The sequence below is a fragment of the Acidovorax sp. FW305-C-20-28 genome (assembly GCF_058783375.1).
Window position 1 is genome coordinate 47808 of record NZ_JBYSYM010000036.1, and the last position, 20771, is coordinate 68578.

General features: G+C 66.3%; 23 protein-coding genes. 20 read left to right on the forward strand and 3 right to left on the reverse strand.

Annotated elements, in window-relative coordinates; all coding sequences use genetic code 11:
* The first annotated feature begins 5 nt into the window (after positions 1–5).
* The 12 genes from fliG to fliR all read left to right on the forward strand — a co-directional run bounded on the left by fliG (position 6) and on the right by fliR (position 9639).
* Positions 6–1001 (forward strand): flagellar motor switch protein FliG, encoded by a 996-nt coding sequence (gene fliG, locus AC3WOH_RS29385; protein ID WP_184860588.1) that lies wholly within the window; start codon positions 6–8, stop codon positions 999–1001.
* Entirely contained in the window at positions 988–1716 is a 729-nt protein-coding gene (locus AC3WOH_RS29390; RefSeq protein ID WP_492232837.1) for a FliH/SctL family protein, read from the forward strand. The genes fliG and AC3WOH_RS29390 overlap by 14 nt, the downstream gene beginning before the upstream one ends.
* On the forward strand, positions 1706–3106 hold the full coding sequence (gene fliI, locus AC3WOH_RS29395; protein ID WP_492232838.1) for a flagellar protein export ATPase FliI: 1401 nt from the start codon (positions 1706–1708) through the stop codon (positions 3104–3106). Before AC3WOH_RS29390 ends, fliI begins: the two co-directional genes overlap by 11 nt.
* Positions 3107–3124: 18 nt before the next feature.
* Positions 3125–3574 (forward strand): flagellar export protein FliJ, encoded by a 450-nt coding sequence (gene fliJ, locus AC3WOH_RS29400; protein ID WP_492232839.1) that lies wholly within the window; start codon positions 3125–3127, stop codon positions 3572–3574.
* 24 nt (positions 3575–3598) lie between these two features.
* Positions 3599–5002 (forward strand): flagellar hook-length control protein FliK, encoded by a 1404-nt coding sequence (locus tag AC3WOH_RS29405; protein ID WP_492232840.1) that lies wholly within the window; start codon positions 3599–3601, stop codon positions 5000–5002.
* Positions 5003–5190: 188 nt separating this feature from the next.
* Positions 5191–5769, forward strand: a complete 579-nt coding sequence (locus tag AC3WOH_RS29410) for a flagellar basal body-associated FliL family protein (protein WP_492232841.1) — start codon at positions 5191–5193, stop codon at positions 5767–5769.
* Positions 5770–5787: 18 nt separating this feature from the next.
* A complete protein-coding gene (fliM, locus tag AC3WOH_RS29415) occupies positions 5788–6792 on the forward strand; it encodes a flagellar motor switch protein FliM (RefSeq protein ID WP_184860598.1) in 1005 nt (334 codons plus the stop codon).
* Positions 6782–7225 carry a flagellar motor switch protein FliN gene (fliN, locus tag AC3WOH_RS29420; RefSeq protein ID WP_492232842.1) on the forward strand — a complete coding sequence of 148 codons (444 nt, stop codon included), beginning with the start codon at positions 6782–6784 and terminating at the stop codon, positions 7223–7225. Before fliM ends, fliN begins: the two co-directional genes overlap by 11 nt.
* A 19-nt stretch (positions 7226–7244) precedes the next feature.
* Positions 7245–7607: a FliO/MopB family protein gene (locus AC3WOH_RS29425; RefSeq protein WP_492232852.1), complete on the forward strand. Its 363-nt coding sequence runs from the start codon at positions 7245–7247 to the stop codon at positions 7605–7607.
* Entirely contained in the window at positions 7600–8397 is a 798-nt protein-coding gene (fliP, locus tag AC3WOH_RS29430; protein ID WP_492232843.1) for a flagellar type III secretion system pore protein FliP, read from the forward strand. Before AC3WOH_RS29425 ends, fliP begins: the two co-directional genes overlap by 8 nt.
* A gap of 178 nt (positions 8398–8575) precedes the next feature.
* Complete coding sequence (fliQ, locus tag AC3WOH_RS29435; RefSeq protein ID WP_007853732.1) at positions 8576–8845, forward strand: flagellar biosynthesis protein FliQ; 270 nt, start codon at positions 8576–8578, stop codon at positions 8843–8845.
* A 23-nt stretch (positions 8846–8868) separates the two neighbouring features.
* Positions 8869–9639, forward strand: a complete 771-nt coding sequence (fliR, locus tag AC3WOH_RS29440) for a flagellar biosynthetic protein FliR (RefSeq protein WP_492232844.1) — start codon at positions 8869–8871, stop codon at positions 9637–9639.
* Positions 9640–9766: 127 nt separating this feature from the next.
* On the opposite strand, the gene AC3WOH_RS29445 is transcribed toward fliR, so the two are convergent.
* Together AC3WOH_RS29445 and AC3WOH_RS29450 are read right to left on the reverse strand one after the other, a co-directional pair.
* Positions 9767–10396: a response regulator gene (locus AC3WOH_RS29445; protein WP_492232845.1), complete on the reverse strand. Its 630-nt coding sequence runs from the start codon at positions 10394–10396 to the stop codon at positions 9767–9769.
* On the reverse strand, positions 10393–11379 hold the full coding sequence (locus AC3WOH_RS29450; protein WP_492232853.1) for a sensor histidine kinase: 987 nt from the start codon (positions 11377–11379) through the stop codon (positions 10393–10395). Before AC3WOH_RS29450 ends, AC3WOH_RS29445 begins: the two co-directional genes overlap by 4 nt.
* Between AC3WOH_RS29450 and AC3WOH_RS29455 the strand changes: the two genes are divergently transcribed.
* The 8 genes from AC3WOH_RS29455 (at position 11311) to AC3WOH_RS29490 (ending at position 18229) form a co-directional block, all read left to right on the forward strand.
* Positions 11311–11481 carry a hypothetical protein gene (locus AC3WOH_RS29455; RefSeq protein WP_492232855.1) on the forward strand — a complete coding sequence of 57 codons (171 nt, stop codon included), beginning with the start codon at positions 11311–11313 and terminating at the stop codon, positions 11479–11481. The genes AC3WOH_RS29450 and AC3WOH_RS29455 overlap by 69 nt on opposite strands.
* 213 nt (positions 11482–11694) lie before the next feature.
* The gene (locus AC3WOH_RS29460) at positions 11695–12141 is read left to right on the forward strand and encodes a hypothetical protein (RefSeq protein ID WP_184860608.1); all 447 of its coding nucleotides are present in this window, start codon (positions 11695–11697) and stop codon (positions 12139–12141) included.
* Between the two features lie 49 nt (positions 12142–12190).
* Positions 12191–12553 carry a response regulator gene (locus AC3WOH_RS29465; RefSeq protein ID WP_007853722.1) on the forward strand — a complete coding sequence of 121 codons (363 nt, stop codon included), beginning with the start codon at positions 12191–12193 and terminating at the stop codon, positions 12551–12553.
* Positions 12554–12593: 40 nt separating this feature from the next.
* Positions 12594–14732 carry a chemotaxis protein CheW gene (locus AC3WOH_RS29470; protein ID WP_492232846.1) on the forward strand — a complete coding sequence of 713 codons (2139 nt, stop codon included), beginning with the start codon at positions 12594–12596 and terminating at the stop codon, positions 14730–14732.
* Positions 14733–14790: 58 nt separating this feature from the next.
* Positions 14791–15279 carry a chemotaxis protein CheW gene (locus AC3WOH_RS29475; RefSeq protein ID WP_184860612.1) on the forward strand — a complete coding sequence of 163 codons (489 nt, stop codon included), beginning with the start codon at positions 14791–14793 and terminating at the stop codon, positions 15277–15279.
* Between the two features lie 107 nt (positions 15280–15386).
* Entirely contained in the window at positions 15387–16286 is a 900-nt protein-coding gene (locus tag AC3WOH_RS29480) for a CheR family methyltransferase (protein WP_492232854.1), read from the forward strand.
* A 45-nt stretch (positions 16287–16331) separates the two neighbouring features.
* Positions 16332–17087: a chemoreceptor glutamine deamidase CheD gene (gene cheD / locus AC3WOH_RS29485; protein WP_311773846.1), complete on the forward strand. Its 756-nt coding sequence runs from the start codon at positions 16332–16334 to the stop codon at positions 17085–17087.
* Positions 17088–17122: 35 nt separating this feature from the next.
* Entirely contained in the window at positions 17123–18229 is a 1107-nt protein-coding gene (locus tag AC3WOH_RS29490; RefSeq protein WP_492232847.1) for a protein-glutamate methylesterase/protein-glutamine glutaminase, read from the forward strand.
* Between the two features lie 225 nt (positions 18230–18454).
* On the opposite strand, the gene AC3WOH_RS29495 is transcribed toward AC3WOH_RS29490, so the two are convergent.
* The gene (locus AC3WOH_RS29495; RefSeq protein ID WP_492232848.1) at positions 18455–20362 is read right to left on the reverse strand and encodes an ATP-binding cassette domain-containing protein; all 1908 of its coding nucleotides are present in this window, start codon (positions 20360–20362) and stop codon (positions 18455–18457) included.
* Between the last annotated feature and the right edge of the window lie 409 nt (positions 20363–20771).

A 20771-nucleotide genomic window follows, 5' to 3' on the forward strand; every position in this document is an offset into this window, starting at 1 on the left:
AGCCCATGGATGAACAAGGTCTCAACGACGCAGCCATCATGCTGATGTCCCTCGGCGAGGAGGAGGCTGCCGAAGTCTTCAAGCACCTCTCGCCCAAGGAGGTCCAGAAGCTGGGCGAGACCATCGCGCGCATGAAATCGGTGTCGCGCGAGAAGGTGGACAGCGTGATCAACCGCTTTGCCGATGCCGCGGCCGCGCAGAGCCTGCTGGTCTCGGACACCGGCAACTACGTGCGCGCCGTGCTCAAGCGCGCCCTGGGCGATGACAAGGCCTCGCTGCTGATCGACCGCATCCTGCAGGGCGGGGACGTGTCGGGCATCGAAAGCCTCAAGTGGATGGACCCACTCTCGGTGGCCGAACTGCTGCGCAACGAACACCCGCAGATCGTCGCGGCCATCCTGGTGCACCTGGACAGCGAGCAGGCCTCGGGCATTCTGATGCACCTGACCGACCGCCAGCGCAGCGAGATCCTGCTGCGCGTGGCCACGCTCGAAGGCATCCAGCCCACGGCGCTCAAGGACCTCAACGAGGTGCTGTTCAAGGTGCTCGCCGGCGGCGACAAGATCCGCAAGAGTTCGCTGGGTGGCGTCAAGGCCGCGGCCGAGATCATCAACCTGCTGGGCTCCAACATGGATGCCGTGGTGATCGAGTCCATCCGCGGCTACGACCCGGACCTGGCGCAGAAGATCATGGACAAGATGTTCGTGTTCGAAGACGTGCTCAAGCTCGACAACACCGCCATCCAGGCCGTGCTCAAGGAAGTGGCGTCGGAGACGCTCATCGTCGCGCTCAAGGGGGCCGTGCCCGAACTGCGCGACAAGTTCCTGTCCAACATGTCCTCGCGCGCGGCCGAAGCCCTGCGCGAAGACCTGGAATCGCGCGGCCCGATGCGCCTGTCCGAAGTGGAAGCGCAGCAAAAGGAAATCCTCAAGACGATCCGCCGCCTGTCCGACGAAGGCCAGATCGTGATCGGTGGTGGTGGCGACGATGCCTTCGTCTAGCCAACGCTCCTACTCGCGCTTCATCCCCAGCGAAGAGGTGGGGGTGGTCACGCAATGGAAGTTCGGCGCCGTGGACGGTTCCGAACCGGAGGAGCCCGAACCGGAGGTCCTGCCGGAGCCCGAGCCGCCGCCACCCGATCCCGCCGAGGTGGAAGCCGCACAGCTGGCTTTGGTGCAGCAGGCCTGCGATGCCGCGTTTTCCCAGGGTCTCGCGCAGGGCCAGTCCGACACCGCGCTCGAATGGCAACAGCGCATGGACGACTATGTGGCCGGCCAGGCGCAGGAGATGTCCCAGAGCATCGCCAGTGTCGTGAGGTCCCTCGAAGAATCCTTGACCGCCATGCAGCAGCGCATGGCGCAGGACGTGCTGGCGCTGGCCTGCGACATCGCCCGCGAGGTGGTGCGGCGCGAGCTCTCGGTCAGCCCCGATGTGCTGGAGCCCGTGGTTCGAGAGGCCGTGGGCATGCTGGTGGCCGAGGGCCGGCCCGCCCTGGTGCGCCTGAACCCGGCGGACATGGGGGCGGTGGAGCAGCCACTGCGCGAGGAACTGGGTGCTGGCATCCAGTGGATGGCCGATGCGGCCATCCCCGCAGGCGGTTGCCTGGTCGAATCCGGCGGCACGGTGGTCGATGGCAGCGTGAGCAAACGCTGGGAGCGCGCCATTGCCTCGCTGGGCCTGGAGTCCCCCTGGCAGGAGAGCGGCGATGAGCGTTGATGCCCCTGCCGACAACGCCTGGACGCAGTTCATGGACGACGCGCGCGAGCGCGTGCGCACCCGTGCACCGCTGGAGACGCGCGGCACCCTCACCAAGCTGACCGGCCTGGTGCTCGAGGCCGCAGGCATCCGCGTGCCCGTGGGCTCGCAGTGCATGGTGCAGATGCCGGGCCACACGCCGGTGCTGGCCGAGGTGGTGGGTTTTTCCGCCGACCGGGCCTTTCTGATGCCCGCGGGCGATATCCACGGCCTGTCCAGTGGCGCCAGTGTGGTGCCGGCGGCGCCCTATGTGGCATCCCCTCGGCTGGGCGAGACCTCCCGGGGCAGCCAGAAGGCCGGCGTGCTGCGCCTGCCCATGGGCGATGGATTGCTGGGGCGGGTGGTGGATTCCCAAGGCATACCACTGGACCATGGCGGCCCCATCCAGGACGTGGTGTCCGAACCCATGGACCGCCGCCAGATCAATGCCATGGACCGCGACCCGGTGCGCCTGCCGCTGGACACGGGCGTGCGCGCCATCAATGCGCTGCTCACCGTGGGCCGAGGCCAGCGCCTGGGCCTGTTCGCCGGCTCGGGCGTGGGCAAGAGCGTGCTGCTGGGCATGATGGCCCGGTACACCGCGGCCGACGTGATCGTGGTGGGCCTCATCGGCGAGCGGGGCCGCGAGGTCAAGGAGTTCGTCGAAGACATCCTGGGCGAGGAGGGCCGTGCGCGCTCCGTCGTCGTGGCCGCCCCGGCCGATGCGCCGCCGCTGTTGCGCATGCAGGGCGCTGCCTACGCCACGGCCGTGGCCGAACACTTTCGCGACAAGGGCAAGCATGTGCTGCTGCTCATGGATTCGCTGACCCGCTACGCCATGGCGCAGCGCGAGATCGCGCTGGCCATCGGCGAGCCACCGGCCACCAAGGGCTACCCACCCTCGTGCTTTGCCAAGCTGCCGGCGCTGGTCGAGCGCAGCGGCAACGGCCTGCATGGCGTGGGCTCGATCACGGCCTTCTACACCGTGCTGTCGGAGGGCGACGACCAGCAGGATCCGATCGCCGATGCCGCGCGCGCCATTCTGGACGGGCACTTCGTGCTGTCGCGCGCGCTGGCCGAGTCGGGGCATTTCCCTGCCATCGACATCGAGCAATCGGCGTCGCGCGTGATGCACAACGTCGTGTCCCGTGGCCACTTCGACGTGGCGCGGCGCTTCCGGGCCGTGTACTCGCGCTACCAGAAGAGCCGCGACCTGGTGCAGGTGGGGGCCTACATGAGCGGCTCCGACCCCGCGCTGGACGAGGCCATCCGCCTGCAGCCGCAGATGGCGGCCTTTCTGCAGCAGGACATGTTCGAGGCATCCACCATGGACCAGAGCGTGAATGCCATGGCCATGGTGCTCGACCAGTAAACACACCGAGGCCGCACCATGTCCGCGCTCAATGCACTCATCGTCGCTGTCGAGATCGCTTCGCGCAAGCGCGACGAAGCCCGCCAGGCGCTGCGCGAGGCCCAGGCCGTGCAGCAGGCGGCGCAGGCACAGCTGAGCCAGCTGCAGGACTATGCGCGCGAGACCGAGCAGCGCTGGGGCATGCAGGCGGACACCACCGTCAAGCCCGAGGTGATGTTCCACCACTACCAGTTCATGGGCCGCCTGGACCATGCGGCCGGCCTGCAGACCAGCGTGGTCGGCGACCAGGCGGAGCGCGTGGAGCGGGCGCAGCGCACGCTGATGGAGACCGAATTGCGCCTGGCCAGCCTGCGCAAGGTGCTGGAGGCGCGGCGCCTCGAGCTGGAACGGGCCCAGGCCCGCATGGACCAGAAGCAGACCGATGAGCGGGCGGCGATGCAGTACAGCCGCCGGGTGAACGATCGATAGGACGACAGGGCAGGAGTTTTGACCATGGAACAAGCACGCATATCCACCCCGCAGGGAACCCAGTCGCCGCAAGCGGCCCGTACACGCCAACACACTGCCCAGAAAGGCACGACGGACGATGCCGCAGGGGCGGGCGCCGCGCAGGCCGGCAGCTTCCTGGCCCTGCTGGCCGCACAGGACCCGGAGCTGATTGAGGGGGACCCGCTGGCCGCGGACCCCGGTGCCGGGGATGCCTCCCTGCTCGCGCAAAACCCGGGCGATCCGTCGGCGCTGGCGGGACTCCAGGCCTTGGCCGCTGCGGACAGCATGGCGGCCCAGCGGTGGCAAGGGCTGGTGGGGCAGGGCGCGGTCGCCGCGGGGGGCGATGGCGCAGGCGCGGGCCTGTCCACCGTGGGCCTGGGTGGGTCGGCACGTGGTGCCCTGGCAGGCCTGGGACAGGACGCCGATGCGGCAGCCCTCAACGGCCGCCTGCTGGCGCAAGGCATGCCGGCGGCCGATGGCCTGGTGGCCCAGACGGCCACACTGGACGGCGGTGCACAGGGTGCACAGACACCCTCCACCGCCACCATGGGATTCGGCCGCCAGTTCTCGCGCATGCACGCAGCGGCGCTGCAGCGTGGCGGTGAGGCGGCCAGTGCTGGCCTCGCGGGTGCGGGCGACACGGCGGCAGCACGCACGGGCGGCCGGGCCGACGCCAAGCAGGTGGCATCGACCGCAACCGATCTGTCGGCCACCTCCCCTGCGCTGGCGGCGCTGGTGCGCGAAGCGGGGGCGGGCGCCCACCGGGCCTCTGCCGACAACCTGGGCGCGGCTGGCATGGATGCGGCGGCCCTGGCCAGCCAGGACCCGACAGCCGCGGTGACGGCGACCGGCACACGCAGCGCGGATGCAGGCGCCGGTGATTCCTCTGCGCAGGCGGGGGCGGGCGGGCTGGCCGAGGCCGGCGCGGATGCTTCTTCCACCTATTCCGTGGACGGCACCTCGGGTGCTCAGGGCTTTGACGAGCTGGCCCAGGCCAGCATGGAAGAGCAGTTGGCGGAGCAGGTGACCTACTGGGCCAACCAGAAGAGCCAGAACGCCGAAATGACCCTGAACCGGGACGGCCAGCCCCTGGCGGTGACCGTGTCCCTGTCGGGCAACGAAGCCCATGTGAGCTTCCGCAGCGACCAGGAGCAGACCCGCACGCTGCTGGACCAGAGCATGGCGCAACTGAGCGACCTGCTGCGCGGGGAGGGCCTGGTCCTGTCGGGCATGACGGTGGGCACCTCGGGCGGGCAGGGGGCGGCAGCGGGCGATGGCGGGCAGCAGCGCGATGGCCGCTCCGGGGAGGGCCAGCAGGCCACGGTCAAGGTCGCAGGCCCCACGGATGTGAGCCAGCGGCTGGCGGGCAGCAGCACGCGCAGCAGCGGGGTCGACGTCTTCGTCTGACAAGCCCGGGGCACAGGGGCGCATGGCCGCAGGCGCCATGCCACCCCCGTGGCACGCTGAATGCCATGGTTTTCGGTATGTATTCTGGCTATTATCGGGTCGGCAGCTGCGCCACAATCGGGGCATCCGCAGGTGGCGCCGTCGACCGCGGGGTGCCACCACCGAATCCCATCTAAGGAACCAGCCACGTGTCTGCCAATGCTGCCGCTCCGGCCAAGGAGAAGCCCAAAAGCAAGAAGATGCTGATCATCGTGGTCGCTCTGGTGCTCGTGCTGGGCATCGGGGGCGCTGCGGCTTTCTTCCTGCTGGGCAAGAAGAAGCCTGCCGGCGACGAGGAAGAGGGCGCTGCGGCGGAGCCGGCCCACCAGACGGCCAAGGCGCCTCCGACCTTCCTGCCCTTCGAGAACATGGTGGTCAACCTGGCCGACCCGGGGGGCGACCGGTTTGCGCAGATCGGCATCACGGTCGAGGTGGCCGATGCCAAGACGGCCGAGCAGATCAAGGCCTATTTGCCCTCCATCCGCAGCAGCGTGCTGCTGCTGGTCTCCCAGCGCACCTCCGGGGAACTGCTGGCGCGCGAGGGCAAGGAAAAGCTCGCCAAGGACATTCTGCGCGAGGTCTCGCGCCCGCTCGGCTACACCGTGCCGCGCGACCGGCCCAAGCGCGCCGCCTCGGCCGAGGACGAGGATGAGGACGATCGCCCCGTGCGCAAGCCGCCGAGGAATCCGGTACAAGGCATTCTTTTCTCCAGCTTCATCATCCAGTGACGCAAGGACAATCCTGCCATGAGTGATTCATTCCTATCGCAGGAAGAAGTTGATGCCCTTCTGGAAGGCGTCACGGGCGAGAGCCAGAAGTCCGTCGAGGAAGTGGCCGAATCGGGGTCGGTACGCAACTACGACATCTCGAGCCAGGAACGCATTGTCCGCGGCCGCATGCCGACGATGGAAATCGTCAACGAGCGGTTTGCGCGCAATTTCCGCATCGGCCTGTTCAACTTCATCCGCCGCAGCCCCGAGATTTCGGTGGGCACCGTGTCGGTGCAGCGCTACAGCGCCTTTCTGCGCGAGCTGGCCGTGCCGACCAACTTCAACATCGTGGCGATCCGCCCGCTGCGCGGCAGCGGCCTGATCGTCTGCGAGCCATCCCTGGTGTTCGGCATCATCGACACGCTGTATGGCGGGGTGGGCAAGTTCCAGACGCGCATCGAAGGGCGTGATTTCTCGCCCACCGAGCAGCGGGTGATCAACCGGCTGGTCGATGTGATCTGCGCCGAGTACAAGAAGGCTTGGCAGGGCATCTACCCGCTGGAGCTCGACTACCAGCGCTCGGAAATGCAGCCGCAGTTCGCCAACATCGCCACGCCCAGCGAGATCGTGGTGTCCACCGCGTTCCAGCTGGAAATCGGCGACCTGTCGGGCGCCATCCACGTCTGCATGCCCTATGCCACGCTGGAGCCCATCCGCGACGTGCTGTACTCCTCGACGCAGGGCGACTCCATCGAGGTGGACCGGCGCTGGGTGCGGGTGCTCACACGCGAGATCCAGGCGGCCGAGGTGGTGCTGGTGGCCGAGCTGGCCAAGGCCGACGCCACGGTGGAGCAACTGCTGGCGATGAAGCCCGGTGATTTCATCGAGCTCGACCGGGAGCCGCGCATTCGCGCCTCCATTGGCGGTGTTCCCATCTTCGAGTGCCAGTATGGGACCCACAATTCGAAATATGCCATCCGTATCGAAGAGTGTTTGCGCAATTCGGACATGAGCTGGCTGGGAGAAAAAGATGTCAACTGAAGACGACAACAACAAGGACGCTGCGGCCGAGGACCCGTTTGCCGGCTGGGCCGAAGCGCTCGAAGAGCAAAAGAGCTCGGACGCCAAACCGGGCGATGCCGAGCAGGGCGGCCCGCTGTCCGGCGATGCGGTGCGCCCGTCCTCGTCGACCAACAGCGATGGCACCGTCAACGACATCAACATGGTGCTGGACATTCCCGTCCAGCTGTCCGTGGAACTGGGCCGCACCAAGGTGCCGATCAAGTACATCCTGCAACTGGCGCAGGGCTCGGTGGTCGAGCTCGATGCGCTGGCCGGTGAACCCATGGACGTGCTCGTCAACGGCTACCTGATCGCCCAGGGCGAGGTGGTGGTGGTGAACGACAAGTTCGGTATTCGCCTGACGGACGTGGTGACGCCCTCGGAGCGGCTGCGGCGCGTGAGCCGTGGCTGACGGGGGCAATGCCATGGGGATGACCCAGACGCTGGTCGTCGTCGTCCTGTTCGTGGGGGCCATGGCCTGCCTGCCCTGGCTCATCAAGCGACTGCAGCAGCACCAGGCGAGCGGAGGCCTGTCGGCAGGCTCCGCGTCGCGCGTGCTCTCGGCCGTGGCCGTGGGGCCCCAGCAAAAGGTGGTCACCGTCGAGGTGGGGCCCGAGGGCGCGCGCACCTGGCTGGTGCTTGGTGTCACGGCGCAGCAGGTCACCTGCCTGCATGTACTGGCCGCTCCGTCCGCCAACGCTGTACCGGCTGCCCTGCCGGTGGTGGCGTCCGATGCGTCCGCCTTTGCCCGCGAAATGGCGGCCGCCGAGGCGCGCAAGGAGCCGCATGTCTGACCTGGCGCGCCCTGCGATGCTGCTGCGCGCCGCGCGCCTGGCCGCGCTGGCCGCCATCGGGCTCCTGGCCTGGCAGGTGCCGGCCCTGGCGCAGACCGGCGCCACGCCCTCGGCTCCGGGAACCCTGCCCGTGCTGATCGGTTCCGGCAGCGGCGGGTCGAGCTACTCGGTGCCGATCCAGACACTGCTGTTCTTCACGGCCCTGTCCTTTCTGCCGGCCATCCTGCTGCTGATGACGGGGTTCACGCGCATCGTCATCGTGCTGTCGCTGCTGCGCCAGGCGCTGGGCACGCAGTCGGCGCCGCCCAACCAGGTGATCATCGGCCTGTCGCTGTTCCTGACCTTCTTTGTCATGGGGCCGACCTTCGACCGGGTGCACAAGGAAGCCTATGTGCCCTACACCACCAATGCCATCACGTTCGAGCAGGCGGTGGACCGGGCCGAAGCGCCCATGCGCGAGTTCATGCTCAAGCAGACCCGGCAGTCGGACTTTGCGCTGTTCGCGCGCCTGGCCCGGCTGGCCCCCGAGGTGACGGCCGAGACCGCACCGTTTCGGGTGCTGGTGCCGGCCTTCGTGACCAGCGAGCTCAAGTCGGCCTTCCAGATCGGCTTCATGATCTTCATTCCGTTCCTGGTGATCGACATGGTGGTCTCCAGCATCCTCATGTCGCTGGGCATGATGATGCTGTCGCCGGTGCTGGTAGCGCTGCCGTTCAAGCTCATGCTGTTCGTGCTGGCCGATGGCTGGAACCTGCTGATCGGCTCGCTGGCGGCCAGCTTTGCAACATGATCAAACACCCCCTGAGGCGCTTCGCGCCTTCACCCCTCTCTCGCATCGCTGCGCGAAGCGGGAGGGGGACTCTCCCAGTGCGGCGGGGCGGCCCTTGCACGGGAGCGCTGGCTTGGGCCGCGCCAGTTTCGTGGCTGGTGGGCGCTGCGCCGCGCAATGAACGCCTGAAGGATTTGCCATGACTTCACAGATGGTCCTGACCATGGGGCGCGATGCCCTGACGCTGTTGCTGATGATCGCCATGCCGGTGCTCGGCGTGGTGATGGCCGTGGGCCTGGTGGTCAGCATCTTCCAGGCCGTGACGCAGATCCATGAGGCCACGCTGGCCTTTGTGCCCAAGCTGATCGCCGCGATGGTGGTGTTCGCAATCGCCGGGCCGTGGATGATCAGCACCCTGGTCGATTACATCCGTCGCACCATCGAGTCGATTCCTTCGGTGGTCGGCTAGCGCAGCCAGCCCCTGTCCCGCCCGTGATCACCTTCACCGAGGCCCAGCTGGTGGCCTGGATATCGCCCATCCTGTGGCCGTTTCTCCGGGTGCTGGCGATGTTTTCCGTGGCGCCGGTGTTTTCCATGCGCGCGATCCCCATGCGCGTGAAGATCGGGCTGGCCTTCTTCGTGGCGGTGTCGGCCCAGGCCGTGCTGCCCGCACAGCCCGTGATCGACATCAATGGGCGCGAAGCCCTGGGGGCCGTGGCCCAGCAGGTGGCCGTGGGCCTGGCCATCGGGTTCTCGGTGCGCCTGGTGTTCGCCTCGGTGGAGCTGGCCGGTGAAATGATCGGCCTGCAGATGGGCCTGAACTTCGCGTCCTTCTTCGACCCTGCCAGCAACGGCCAGGTGAGTGCCGTGGCCCGCTTCTTCGGGCACATGTCCACGCTGCTGTTCGTTGTCATCAATGGCCACCTGATGGTCATCATGGCCGTGGTCAAGAGCTTCGACCGCTTTCCTGTGAACGGCAACTTCCTGCAGGCCATCGGCCAGATGCGGCTGTACGAGCTGGGCGCCTCGCTGTTCTCCAGCGCCCTGTGGATCGCCCTGCCCATGATCGCGCTGCTGCTGTTCGTCAACCTGGCCATGGGCATCATCTCGCGCGTGGCGCCGCAGATGAACATCTATGCGGTCGGCTTCCCGGTCACGCTCACCGTGGGCCTGCTGGGCATCGCCGCCACCCTGCCCCTGCTGGAGCAGCCCATCCTGACCCTGATGCAGCAATCCATCGACCTGTTTTCAAGCCAGCGGTAGCAGCCGTCGCCATGGGGCTTTGCCGGTCGCTTGGGCATGTCCGAAGCCAGTGCCACCGTGGAACTGGCTTTGCCAGGCCAGGGGTGGCGTCCCCCTTCAGGGGGATGGCGCGAAGCGACTCAGGGGGTCATACCAATTGGTTTCGGATGGCGTAGACCGTGAGTTCGGCGTTGTTGGAGAGCTTGAGTTTTTCGAGCACGCGCGAGCGGTAGACGCTCACGGTCTTGGGGCTGAGCATCAGCTCCTCGGCAATGTCCGCCAGGCGCCGGCCCGAAGCGATCTTGATCAGCGTCTGCAGTTCGCGCTCGGACAGCGTGGCGTGGGGGCTCTCCAGCACCGGCTGGGCCAGGCTTTCGGCCAGCATCTGCGCCACTTCGGCCGTCAGGTATTTGCGGCCCTGCATCACCACCCGCACGGCGTTGATCAGCTCCGCCGGGTCGGAGGCCTTGTTCGCATAGCCCTGGGCGCCGGCCTTGAGGCAGCGCAGCGCATACTGGTCCTCGGGGTACATCGACACCACCAGCACCTTGATGGTGGAATGCGTCTCGCGCAGCGTGGCCAGCACTTCCAGCCCACCGCGGCCGGGCATGTTCAGATCGAGCAGCAACACGTCGCAAGGGGCGGTGCGCAGCACCTCGCGCAGCTCGGCATAGCCGCCGGCCTCGCCGGTCACCTTGATGTCGGTGGCCTCGGTGAGCGTATCGCGGATGCCGCGTCTGAGCACGGCATGGTCATCGCACAGAACGACGTTGATCACCAGACATCTCCAGGGTGGGCGGGCTGCTCCGAGGCGGCCAGCGGTATCGACAGTGTGAGGCAGGTTCCCTTGCCCGGTTGGGTGCTGACATCGAGCCAGCCGCCCACCGTGCGCGCGCGTTCATGCAGGCCCTTGATCCCGAAGGCCTTGGGCTTGTCGGCCAGTTGCGCGACGTCGAAGCCGCAGCCATCATCGGCGATCTCCACGGTCAGCACCCCTTCATGATCGGACAGATCGATATGCACCTTCCCGGCCTGGGCGTATTTGGCGATGTTGGTCAGGGCCTCCTGCGCCGTGCGGTAGGCCACCAGCCGGACATCGCCGGGCACGTCGATCGCCTCGCTGCTGGCCGTGACCTGGGTGCGCACGGCACTGCGGCGCTCGAAGCCTGCCGCCAGCCACTGTACCGCCGCGACCAGCCCCTGCTCCAGAATCGGCGGGCGCAGGTTCATCATGATGCGCTGGCTGGCACCGATGGCGTGTTGCAACATGTCCGAGGCGCTGGCCAGGTGGTCCTGCGTGGCCGGGTCTTCGGCGTGCCGGCCGATCCAGGCCAGGTCCACGCGCACGGCGGTCAGCGCGCCGCCGATGTCGTCGTGGATCTCCCGCGCGATGGAGGCGCGCTCCTGTTCGATGGAGGTCTGCAGGTGCTCGGTGAGTTCCGCCAGGCGCTGCTGGGAGGCCGCCAGCTCGGCCACGGCACGCTCGCGGTCCTGGCGCGCCTGGTGCACCTCGATGGCCCGGGTGACCACATGCGGCAGGCGGGCAATGTCGTCCTTGAGCAGGTAGTCCGAGAAGCCCAGGCGCATGGCGTCCACGGCCGCGGCCTCGCCAATTGCGCCGGACAGCAGTACAAAGGGCACCGGTGTTGCTAATTTAGCCACATGCGCCCATGCATCGAGCGCAGTGAATCCTTGCAGTCTGTAGTCGGCAAGGATCAAATCAAAGGACTCGCTGCGGGTGCGGTCGCAAAATTCCTGCAGGGTATCGACCTGCTGGAGGCTGCAATCGAGCTTGGCACGCTGCAAAGTGAGCTTGGCAAGAACATGGTCTGCCAGCGAATCCTCCAGATGCAGGAGGCGTAAGGGCTGGCCTGCTACTGTCATGACCATATGAGCGCTATCATAGGATACAAATTGGAACAAACAAGCGGTGTTTGTCCCTGTAGGGTGGGTGAGAAGGCTATCGTCCAATAGAACGCAATGTCGGGGTTTTTGCAAGGGTTGGCGGGGTCTGCCAGCGCGGGCTGCCTGTTACAAGGCCCCGGACCCTGGTCTGCTTGTTGCTATGGAGAAACAATGCAATCTACGCTATCAACATCAACTGGGCCGGCAGTTCAGGTTCCGGTCATGGTGGCAGCAGAACTGCAGGATTCCCTGCTGGTCGTCATGCACGACCTGCACCGCCTGGAAGGCTTGTTGAACCATGCCACGGACAATCTGCTGGAGCGCTTTGGCGAGGCCAATGCGGTCCTGAACGATGCCTTCGTGGCGGATTCGCCCGAGCTGGCGGCCGCGCGCGATGCGCTGCGCAGTGCCGTCACCGAGCTGCAGTTCCAGGACATGGCTTCACAGCTCATCTGGCACACCACCAAGGTGCTGCAGGGCTGCGCGTTCCGACTGGCCTCCGAGGCCATGGGACATGAAGAGGGCGAGGAGGCTGCGCCGTTTGCCGAAATGGCACCGGATCGGCCCAATCCGGTCACGCAAAGCGAGATGGATGCCGGTTCCATTGATCTATTTTGAAGCGGGCATCGCTGGTTCACCTATATATTCAAGTCAGTTGGAGTCCTAAATGCAATCGATACTTGCCGTAGATGATTCACCGTCCATGCGGAAAATGGTGTCCTTCACCCTCACCGGTGCCGGCTACCACGTGGTGGAGGCGGTGGATGGGCAAGATGCCCTGGAAAAGGCCGAGAGCCACGACATCCACCTGGTGCTGGCCGACCAGAACATGCCCCGGCTCGACGGCATCGGCCTCACGCGCAAGCTGCGCGAGCACCCCAAGTTCAAGACCATCCCCATCCTGATCCTGACCACTGAATCGAGTGACCAGATGAAACAGGCGGGACGCTCGGCCGGTGCCACCGGTTGGCTGGTCAAGCCGTTCGATCCCAACCGCTTGATCGAAGTCATCCAGAAGGTGATCCGTTGAAACGCGCGCACGGGCACCACCACGTATAAAGGAGCCGACCATGGCTGAAAGCTATCAAGAGGGATCAGGGGCAGGCGGTGCTGACTTCGACCTGAGCCAGTTCTACCAGATCTTTTTTGAAGAAGCGGGCGAGAACCTGGACCAGATGGAGCAGATGCTCCTGGACCTGGACCTGAGCGCTGCGAACGACGAAGAGCTCAACGGCATCTTCCGCTGCGCGCATTCGATCAAGGGCGGAGCCGCCACGTTCGGCTTCTCCGATGTGGCCGAGCTGACCCACCAGATGGAGTCGCTGCTCGACCGGCTGCGCCGCCACGAACTGCAACCGATCCCGCAGATGGTCGATGTGCTGCTCGAATCGGCCGATGCCTCGCGCAGCCTGCTGGCGCGCCACCAGGCCGGCGGGCAGGGCGAGGCAGTGTCCACCACCTCCCTGGTCAAGCGCATCAGCGAGCTGGCCGCGGGCGTGGTCCCCGAGGATGCGCCCGCACCCGCCGCCGCCCCGGCTCCGGCGCCCGCCCCGGTGGTGGCCGCACCCGCCCCGGCCCCCAAGGCCCATGTGCCCGGACAACCGCGCAAGCTGCAGATCCACATCGGCCCGCTGGACAAGACCGAGCAGGCCGACACCATCAAGGAACTGTTCCGCGACATCCCCGGCCTGGGCTCGATCAGCGACCTGCCCAGCACGCAGGCCGGCGTGCGCATGTTCGCGGTGGAGACCACCTCGTCCACCGACGACCTGCTCGACCTGTTCGCCTTCCATGTCTCCAAGGAGCATGTGCGCTTCATCGACGGCGACGAGGCGCCCGCGGCCACTGCTGCGGCCGAGGTCGACCCCGACCAGGCCATCCATGAAAGCGAGCCTCCGGCCGGCGGTGCCGATGTGGCCTACGGCTTCTTCTCCGACGCGCCCGGCGCCCCGAGCGCTTCGGCGCCTGCTGCCGGTGCGGCCGCCAAGCCTTCGGCGAAGGCGGCGGCTGCGGCAGAGCCCAAGGCCGCAGCCCAGGCCCAGATGGAGTCCACGACCATCCGCGTCGCGGTCAACAAGGTCGACCAGCTCATCAACCTGGTGGGCGAGCTCGTGATCACCCAGGCCATGCTGGCGCAGAACAGCCGCGGGCTGGACGCCGGCGCCTACCAGCAGCTGCTGGCCGGCCTGGCCGACCTGGACCGCAACACGCGGGACCTGCAGGAATCGGTCATGTCGATCCGCATGATCCCCATGTCCATCGTCTTCAGCCGCTTCCCGCGCATGCTGCGCGACCTGGCCAACAAGCTGGGCAAGAAGGTCGAGCTGGTCACGCTGGGCGAAGCCACCGAACTGGACAAGGGCCTGGTCGAGAAGATCACCGATCCGTTGACCCACCTGGTGCGCAACAGCTGCGACCACGGCATCGAAATGCCCGCCGAGCGCCTGGCCAAGGGCAAGCCCGAGCTGGGCACCATCACCCTGTCGGCCTCGCACCAGGGCGGCTCCATCGTCATCGAGGTGCGCGACGACGGCCGTGGCCTGTCGCGCGAGAAGATCCTGCGCAAAGCGCAGGAACGGGGCCTGGACGTGTCCGACCAGATGAGCGATGCCGACGTGTGGCAACTGATCTTTGCGCCCGGTTTCTCCACCGCCGAAGAGGTCACCGACGTCTCGGGCCGCGGCGTGGGCATGGACGTGGTCAAGCGCAACATCGCGGCCTTGAACGGCTCGGTCGAGGTGGATTCCGCCGAAGGCTATGGCATGAAGGTCTCGGTGCGCCTGCCGCTCACGCTGGCCATCATGGACGGCATGTCGGTGGGCGTGGGCGACGAGGTCTACATCCTGCCGCTGTCCTCGGTGGTGGAGTCCTTCCAGGTCAACGCCGACGATGTCAGCACCGTGGCCCAGGGCTCGCAGCTGGTCAAGGTGCGCGACGAGTACATGCCCGTCATTGCGCTCGAGAAGATCTTCCAGGTGCCGCGCTTCGACCTCAACAAGTCGAGCAACATCATGGTGGTGGTGGAGGCCGACGGCAGCCGCGTGGCGCTGCTGGTCGACGAGCTCCTGGGCCAGCACCAGGTGGTGGTGAAGAACCTGGAGACCAACTACCGCAAGGTGCCCAATGTCTCGGGCGCCACCATCCTGGGCGATGGCACGGTGGCGCTGATTCTGGACACGGGCGGCCTGGTGCGCCGGGCCCGCCACTGATATTCGGGTGCGATGCGTCCATGGAATGCATGCGCCCAGCTAACAAGGAGAACGCACCATGAGTGTGATCGGTAAGACTGCAGACAGCGCGCCGACCGGTGCGCGCGAATACCTGACCTTCCGGCTGGACCAGGAAGAGTACGGCATCGACATCCTGAAGGTTCAGGAGATCCGCGGCTACGAGCCGCCGACGCGCATCGCCAATGCGCCCGAGTTCATCAAGGGCGTGACCAACCTGCGCGGCACCATCGTGCCCATCGTGGACATGCGCCTGAAGTTCAACTGCGCGCAGGCCGACTACAACAGCTTCACGGTGGTCATCATCCTGAACCTGCGCAACCGCGTGGTCGGCATCGTGGTGGACTCGGTCAGCGACGTGATGGAACTCACGCCCGAGAGCATCCGCTCGGCACCCGACATCGAAAGTGCCATCGACAACAGCTGCATCCTGGGGCTGGGGTCGGTGGGTGAGCGCATGCTGATTCTGCTGGACATCGAGAAGCTGATGTCCAGCGTGGACATGGGATTGGTGACAGCGGCGGAGTAAGAGCGCCAACGCTTTCCCAGCCAGGTGGATGGCCGCAAGCCAAACTGCAGACAGGGGTCTGCAGGCCTTTTGGAGCGAAATGGACTTCCGAGCGGATGATCAAAATGATGCCCCAGACCACCAGTGTTTCCTCGGCCGGCGCGCGTGCCGCCGCCGCAGCTGCTGCCAGCGCTCCCGCGCCATCGGGCCCGCTGGCGCAGGGGCGAGAATTCGTTTGGACCAACGCCGACTTCGCTCGCGTGCAGGCCCTGATCTACCAGCGCGCCGGCATCAGCCTGCACGACGGCAAGCACGCCATGGTCTACAGCCGGCTCTCGCGCCGGCTGCGCGATACGGGGTACAACAGCTTTCACGACTACCTGAGCTGGCTGGAAAAGCACGATGGTCCCGAGTGGCAGGAGTTCATCAACGCCCTCACGACCAACCTCACGGCCTTCTTCCGCGAGCAGCACCACTTCGAGATCTTCGCCACGCTGCTGCGCAGCAAGCCGGCCAACACGCCCTGGAAGGTGTGGTGCAACGCGGCCTCCACCGGTGAAGAGCCTTATTCCATCGTCATGACGGCCTTCGAGGCGCTGGGGGCCAATGCCTCCTTCAAGCTCACGGCCAGCGACATCGACTCCAAGGTGCTGGCCACGGCGGCCCAGGGGGTCTACCGGCTCGACAACCTCAAGGGGCTGGGGCCGGAGCGCCTGCAGAAGTTCTTCCTGAAGGGCAAGGGTGGCAACGATGGCATGGTGCGGGCCAAGCCCGAGCTGCGCCGGGCCATCGAATTCATGAGCGTGAACCTGATCCGCGACGACTGGCCGTTCAAGGACCCGTTTGACGTGGTGTTCTGCCGCAACGTGATGATCTACTTCGATGCACCCACCCAGCGCAAGGTGCTGGAGCGCATCCACCGCGTGCTCAAGCCCGGTGGCATGCTGTTCGTGGGGCACGCGGAGAATTTCAGCGAGTCGCGCGATCTGTTCACCCTGCGTGGCAAGACGGTCTATGAACGCCGGTGATCCGCTTCCCAGTTCACCCATAGGAACTTGTTCCAGACAGCTCCCATGACCAATTACCAATCCGGCCCCACGCCCAACACCTTCACGCCCGGTGCCGCTGCTGCGGCATCGGGAGCGCCGGAGCGCCGAAGGGCGCCACGCATCGCACCGTTGAGCGCGGACATCTATGCCTCCAGCACGGCACCGCGCGAGTCCTCGCTCAGCGAGCTCAAGGCCCGTTCCAGAAAGCCCGGCGAGGCCTCTTTCTTCTACCTGGATCACCACTTCCAGCACAACGCCGTGAAGGTGCTGCCCGGCGAGTATTTCGTGGCCGATGAAAGCATGGTCATCATGACGGTGCTGGGCTCGTGCATTGCCGCCTGCCTGTGGGACAGCCGGGCCCATGTCGGTGGCATGAACCACTTCATGCTGCCCGATGGCGACCTCGCCGATGCCTCGGGCCGCTATGGCTCGTACGCCATGGAATTGCTCATCAACGAGATGCTCAAGCTCGGCGCACGGCGCGAAACCATGCAGGCCAAGATCTTTGGCGGGGCGCAGGTGATGCACAATTTCACCACCATGAACGTGGGTGAACGCAACACCACCTTCGTGCTCAACTACCTGCACACGGAGCGCATCCCCATCGTCTCGGAGGACGTGCTGGACATCTATCCCCGCAAGGTGGTGTTCTTCCCGGTCACGGGCAAGGCCATGGTCAAGCGCTTGGCCCATGCCCATCCCGAGACCCTGGAGGAAGTGCGTGGGAATGCCGCGACGGTGGCCAAGAGCACTTCGGGTGGTTCTGTGGATCTGTTTTGATTGACTGATGAAGACGAAGAAAGCCTGAGCGAACAATGAGCAGGAAAATCCGGGTGATCGTCGTGGACGATTCGGCACTGGTCCGCAGTCTGCTGTCGGAGATCATCAACCGGCAGCGGGACATGGAGTGCATCGGCACGGCCAACGACCCCTTGGTGGCGCGCGAAATGATCCGGGAAATGAACCCGGACGTGATCACGCTCGATGTCGAAATGCCGCGCATGGACGGCATCGACTTTCTCGGCCGCCTGATGCGCCTGCGGCCCATGCCGGTGGTGATGATCTCCACGCTGACCGAACGCGGGGCCGAGGTGACCATGAAGGCCCTGGAGCTCGGGGCCATCGACTTCGTGGCCAAGCCCCGGGTGGGCCTGGCCAGCGGCCTCAATGACCTGGCCAGCCAGATCGTGGACAAGATCCGCGTGGCGGCTGTGGCCCAGGTGCGACGCGCCGCACCGCGCGAGGCCGCGGCGTCAGCGCCGCATGCGTCCGGTACGGGGGCGGCAGCACCGGCGGCCCCCACGACCCTGCTGGGCCGCCTGTCCACCGAAAAACTGATCTGCATCGGTGCCTCCACGGGCGGCACCGAGGCCATCAAGGAGGTGCTGGTGCACATGCCCGCCGACTCGCCGGGCATCGTGATCACCCAGCACATGCCCCCGGGCTTCACCACCAGCTTCGCGGCACGGCTCAATGGCCTGTGCCAGATCACGGTGAAGGAGGCCGTGAACGGCGAACGCATCCTGCCCGGCCATGCCTACATCGCACCGGGTGGCACGCAGTTCCATGTGGCGCGCAGCGGCGCCAACTACGTGGCCGTGGTGGACGATGGCCCGCCGGTCAATCGCCACAAGCCCTCGGTGGAGGTGCTGTTCAAATCCTGTGCCGCCGTGGTCGGGCGCAATGCCTTCGGCATCATGCTCACGGGCATGGGCAACGATGGCGCCGCCGCCATGCGCGAGATGAAGGACGCCGGCAGCTACAACTACGTGCAGGACGAGGCCACCTGCATCGTCTTTGGCATGCCACGCGAAGCCATTGCCCATGGTGCATCGGATGAGGTGCTGCCACTGGGCCAGATCGCCCCAGCGCTGGTCGCGCGCCTGCGCGGCGCGACCGATCGCCTGCACCACAGAATCTGACCCCCCCTGAGTCGCCTTCGGCGCCACGGTGCGTCCGCCAGAGGCGGCCGCTCTTCGGGCATGTCCAAGCCTGCACAGGCAGGCTTGGAGCCGCGGCCCTCAGCCCCCAGGGGGACGCCACCCGTGGCCTGGCAAAGCCAGTTCCACGGTGGCGCTGGTCTTGGGGCGTGCCTACCCGCAGGGTGCGCCACAGCATACTGAAGCGGTTTCCCGCTCCCTCGTTGATCAGGCCGACAGCGCCGTCCAGCGCTCCAGGGCCGCCATCAGTTCCTCGTCGATCTCGGCAGACCGGGCTGCGAGCTGGGCCGCACGGGCGCCATCGGTGGCGTAGAGGCTGCCGTCGGCCAGCAAGGCCTGCAGTTCCGCCTGTTCCTTTTCCAGGGCATCGATGCGCTCGGGCAGGGTGTCGAGTTCGCGCTGCTCCTTGTACGACAGCTTCTTGCGGGAGGTCTGTTCGGTCTTGGAGGGGGCGGCTGGCGCAGGTGCGGGCGCCGCTTCCTTGGCCGACGCTGCAGCAGGCTTGGCCGAGGCCGCCGCCACCGCGGCTGCGGCGCGGCTGCGGCGTGATTGCAGCAGCCAGTCCTGCACGCCACCCTCGTACTCGCGCCACAGGCCATTGCCTTCGGAGGCGATGGTGCTGGTCACCACGTTGTCCAGGAAGGTGCGGTCATGGCTCACCAGGAACACAGTGCCTTCGTAGTTCTCCAGCAACTCCTCCAGCAGGTCCAGGGTGTCGATGTCCAGGTCGTTGGTGGGCTCGTCGAGCACCAGCACATTGGCCGGCCGCGCGAACAGGCGGGCCAGCAGCAGGCGGTTGCGCTCGCCCCCCGAGAGCGAGCGCACAGGGGAGTGCGCGCGGGCGGGGGAGAACAGGAAATCGCTCAGATAGCTCTTGACGTGCTTGCGCTGGTTGCCGATCTCGATCCACTCGCTGCCGGGGCTGATGAAATCCTCCAGCGTCGCGTCCAGGTTCACCGCATGGCGCATCTGGTCGAAGTAGGCCACCTGCAGGTTGGCACCCTGGCGGATGGTGCCCGTGTCCGGCGCCAGCTCGCCCAGGATCATCTTGAGCAGCGTGGTCTTGCCCGCGCCGTTCGGGCCGATCAGGCCCACCTTGTCGCCGCGCAGAATGGTGCCCGTGAAGTTGCTCACGATGGTGCGGTCGCCGAACGACTTGCTCACGTTGGTGAGCTCGGCCACGATCTTGCCCTGGTAGCCATTGCCGCTGCCCGTGGCCACGTCCATGCGCACACTGCCCACCACATCGCGCCGCGCCTCGCGGCGTGCACGCAGGTGCTCCAGGCGGGTGATGCGGCTCTGGCTGCGCGTGCGCCGGGCTTCCACACCCTTGCGTATCCAGATCTCCTCCTGGGCCAGCAGCTTGTCGGCCTTGGCGGCGATCACGGCTTCCTGCGCCAGCTGCTCTTCCTTCTGGATCTGGTACTGGGCGAAATTGCCCGGGTAGGAGCGCAACTGGCCGCGGTCCAGCTCCACGATGCGCGTGGCAACCCGGTCCAGAAAGGCCCGGTCGTGGGTGATGGTGACCACGCTGCCCGGGAAATCGAGCAGCAGGTCTTCCAGCCATTCGATGGAATCGAGGTCCAGGTGGTTGGTTGGCTCGTCGAGCAGCAGCACATCGGGTCGGGCCACCAGGGCCTGTGCCAGTGCCACGCGCTTCTTGGTGCCGCCCGACAGGGTGCCGACGATGGCCTCGGGGTCCAGGTGCAGGCGCTGCAGGGTTTCTTCCACACGCTGCTCCCAGTTCCAGGCGTCATAGGCCTCGATCTGGGATTGCAGGGCGTCGAGGTCCAGGCCTTCCGCTCCGGAGAGGTACTGGTCGCGTACGGCAATCACGGCCTGCAGGCCTTCGGAGGCGGCCTTGAAGATCGTCGCTTCGGGGTCGAGCGACGGCTCCTGCGCCACGAAGGCGATGCGGATGCCCTGCTGCACCTGCAGCGACCCATCGTCGGGCTTGGCCATGCCGCCCAGGATCTTGAGCATGGACGACTTGCCGGCGCCGTTGCGCCCGATCAGTCCCACGCGTTCGTTCGCCTCCAGGGAAAAGCCGGCGTGGTCCAGCAGTGCAACATGCCCGAATGCGAGTTGGGCGTCCAGTAGAGTGATAAGTGCCATAGGGGGAGGATTATCGAGGGCCAGGGCACTTTGCATGTGTCGAAGGGCTGACGCGCGGTCGCGCCCCCCGCTGGATGGGCGCGCAGCAGGGAATGCCCATAGGCGCACCGACCCAGGAACCCGTGTCTATATAGAAGGTAGAAGGGGAGGGCGGCAGCCCTGGGCTGCTTTTCGCGCCCTGATCCTCGCTTTTCTCCCAACTTCTTGCGCGGCCCCTCAAAACAGTGCTATAGTCGAGGGCTTCGCTGCACGGAGGTCCTTGTTGGGGGTTCTGGGCGGTGGAGAAAGAAGGTTTGAAAAAACTTTCGAAGTTTTAGAAAAGTCGCTGAATTCTCGGTATACAATCTAAGGCTGCGCTGACAAGAGTAGGTTGCCGAAAGGTGGTTGAAGTTGAAGGCGTGTTGGGGTG

Excerpts from the sequence above, each read along its gene's own strand:
- AC3WOH_RS29425 (WP_492232852.1), top strand. The coding sequence starts at position 7,245 with ATGACCCAGACGCTGGTCGTCGTCGTCCTGTTCGTGGGGGCCATGGCC.
- AC3WOH_RS29390 (WP_492232837.1), top strand. The coding sequence starts at position 988 with ATGCCTTCGTCTAGCCAACGCTCCTACTCGCGCTTCATCCCCAGCGAA.
- AC3WOH_RS29405 (WP_492232840.1), top strand. The coding sequence starts at position 3,599 with ATGGAACAAGCACGCATATCCACCCCGCAGGGAACCCAGTCGCCGCAA.
- AC3WOH_RS29460 (WP_184860608.1), top strand. The coding sequence starts at position 11,695 with ATGCAATCTACGCTATCAACATCAACTGGGCCGGCAGTTCAGGTTCCG.
- fliP (WP_492232843.1), top strand. The coding sequence starts at position 7,600 with ATGTCTGACCTGGCGCGCCCTGCGATGCTGCTGCGCGCCGCGCGCCTG.
- AC3WOH_RS29480 (WP_492232854.1), top strand. The coding sequence starts at position 15,387 with ATGCCCCAGACCACCAGTGTTTCCTCGGCCGGCGCGCGTGCCGCCGCC.
- fliJ (WP_492232839.1), top strand. The coding sequence starts at position 3,125 with ATGTCCGCGCTCAATGCACTCATCGTCGCTGTCGAGATCGCTTCGCGC.
- AC3WOH_RS29495 (WP_492232848.1), bottom strand. The coding sequence starts at position 20,362 with ATGGCACTTATCACTCTACTGGACGCCCAACTCGCATTCGGGCATGTT.
- fliM (WP_184860598.1), top strand. The coding sequence starts at position 5,788 with ATGAGTGATTCATTCCTATCGCAGGAAGAAGTTGATGCCCTTCTGGAA.
- fliN (WP_492232842.1), top strand. The coding sequence starts at position 6,782 with ATGTCAACTGAAGACGACAACAACAAGGACGCTGCGGCCGAGGACCCG.
- fliQ (WP_007853732.1), top strand. The coding sequence starts at position 8,576 with ATGACTTCACAGATGGTCCTGACCATGGGGCGCGATGCCCTGACGCTG.
- AC3WOH_RS29470 (WP_492232846.1), top strand. The coding sequence starts at position 12,594 with ATGGCTGAAAGCTATCAAGAGGGATCAGGGGCAGGCGGTGCTGACTTC.
- AC3WOH_RS29475 (WP_184860612.1), top strand. The coding sequence starts at position 14,791 with ATGAGTGTGATCGGTAAGACTGCAGACAGCGCGCCGACCGGTGCGCGC.
- fliG (WP_184860588.1), top strand. The coding sequence starts at position 6 with ATGGATGAACAAGGTCTCAACGACGCAGCCATCATGCTGATGTCCCTC.
- AC3WOH_RS29465 (WP_007853722.1), top strand. The coding sequence starts at position 12,191 with ATGCAATCGATACTTGCCGTAGATGATTCACCGTCCATGCGGAAAATG.
- fliI (WP_492232838.1), top strand. The coding sequence starts at position 1,706 with ATGAGCGTTGATGCCCCTGCCGACAACGCCTGGACGCAGTTCATGGAC.
- AC3WOH_RS29490 (WP_492232847.1), top strand. The coding sequence starts at position 17,123 with ATGAGCAGGAAAATCCGGGTGATCGTCGTGGACGATTCGGCACTGGTC.
- cheD (WP_311773846.1), top strand. The coding sequence starts at position 16,332 with ATGACCAATTACCAATCCGGCCCCACGCCCAACACCTTCACGCCCGGT.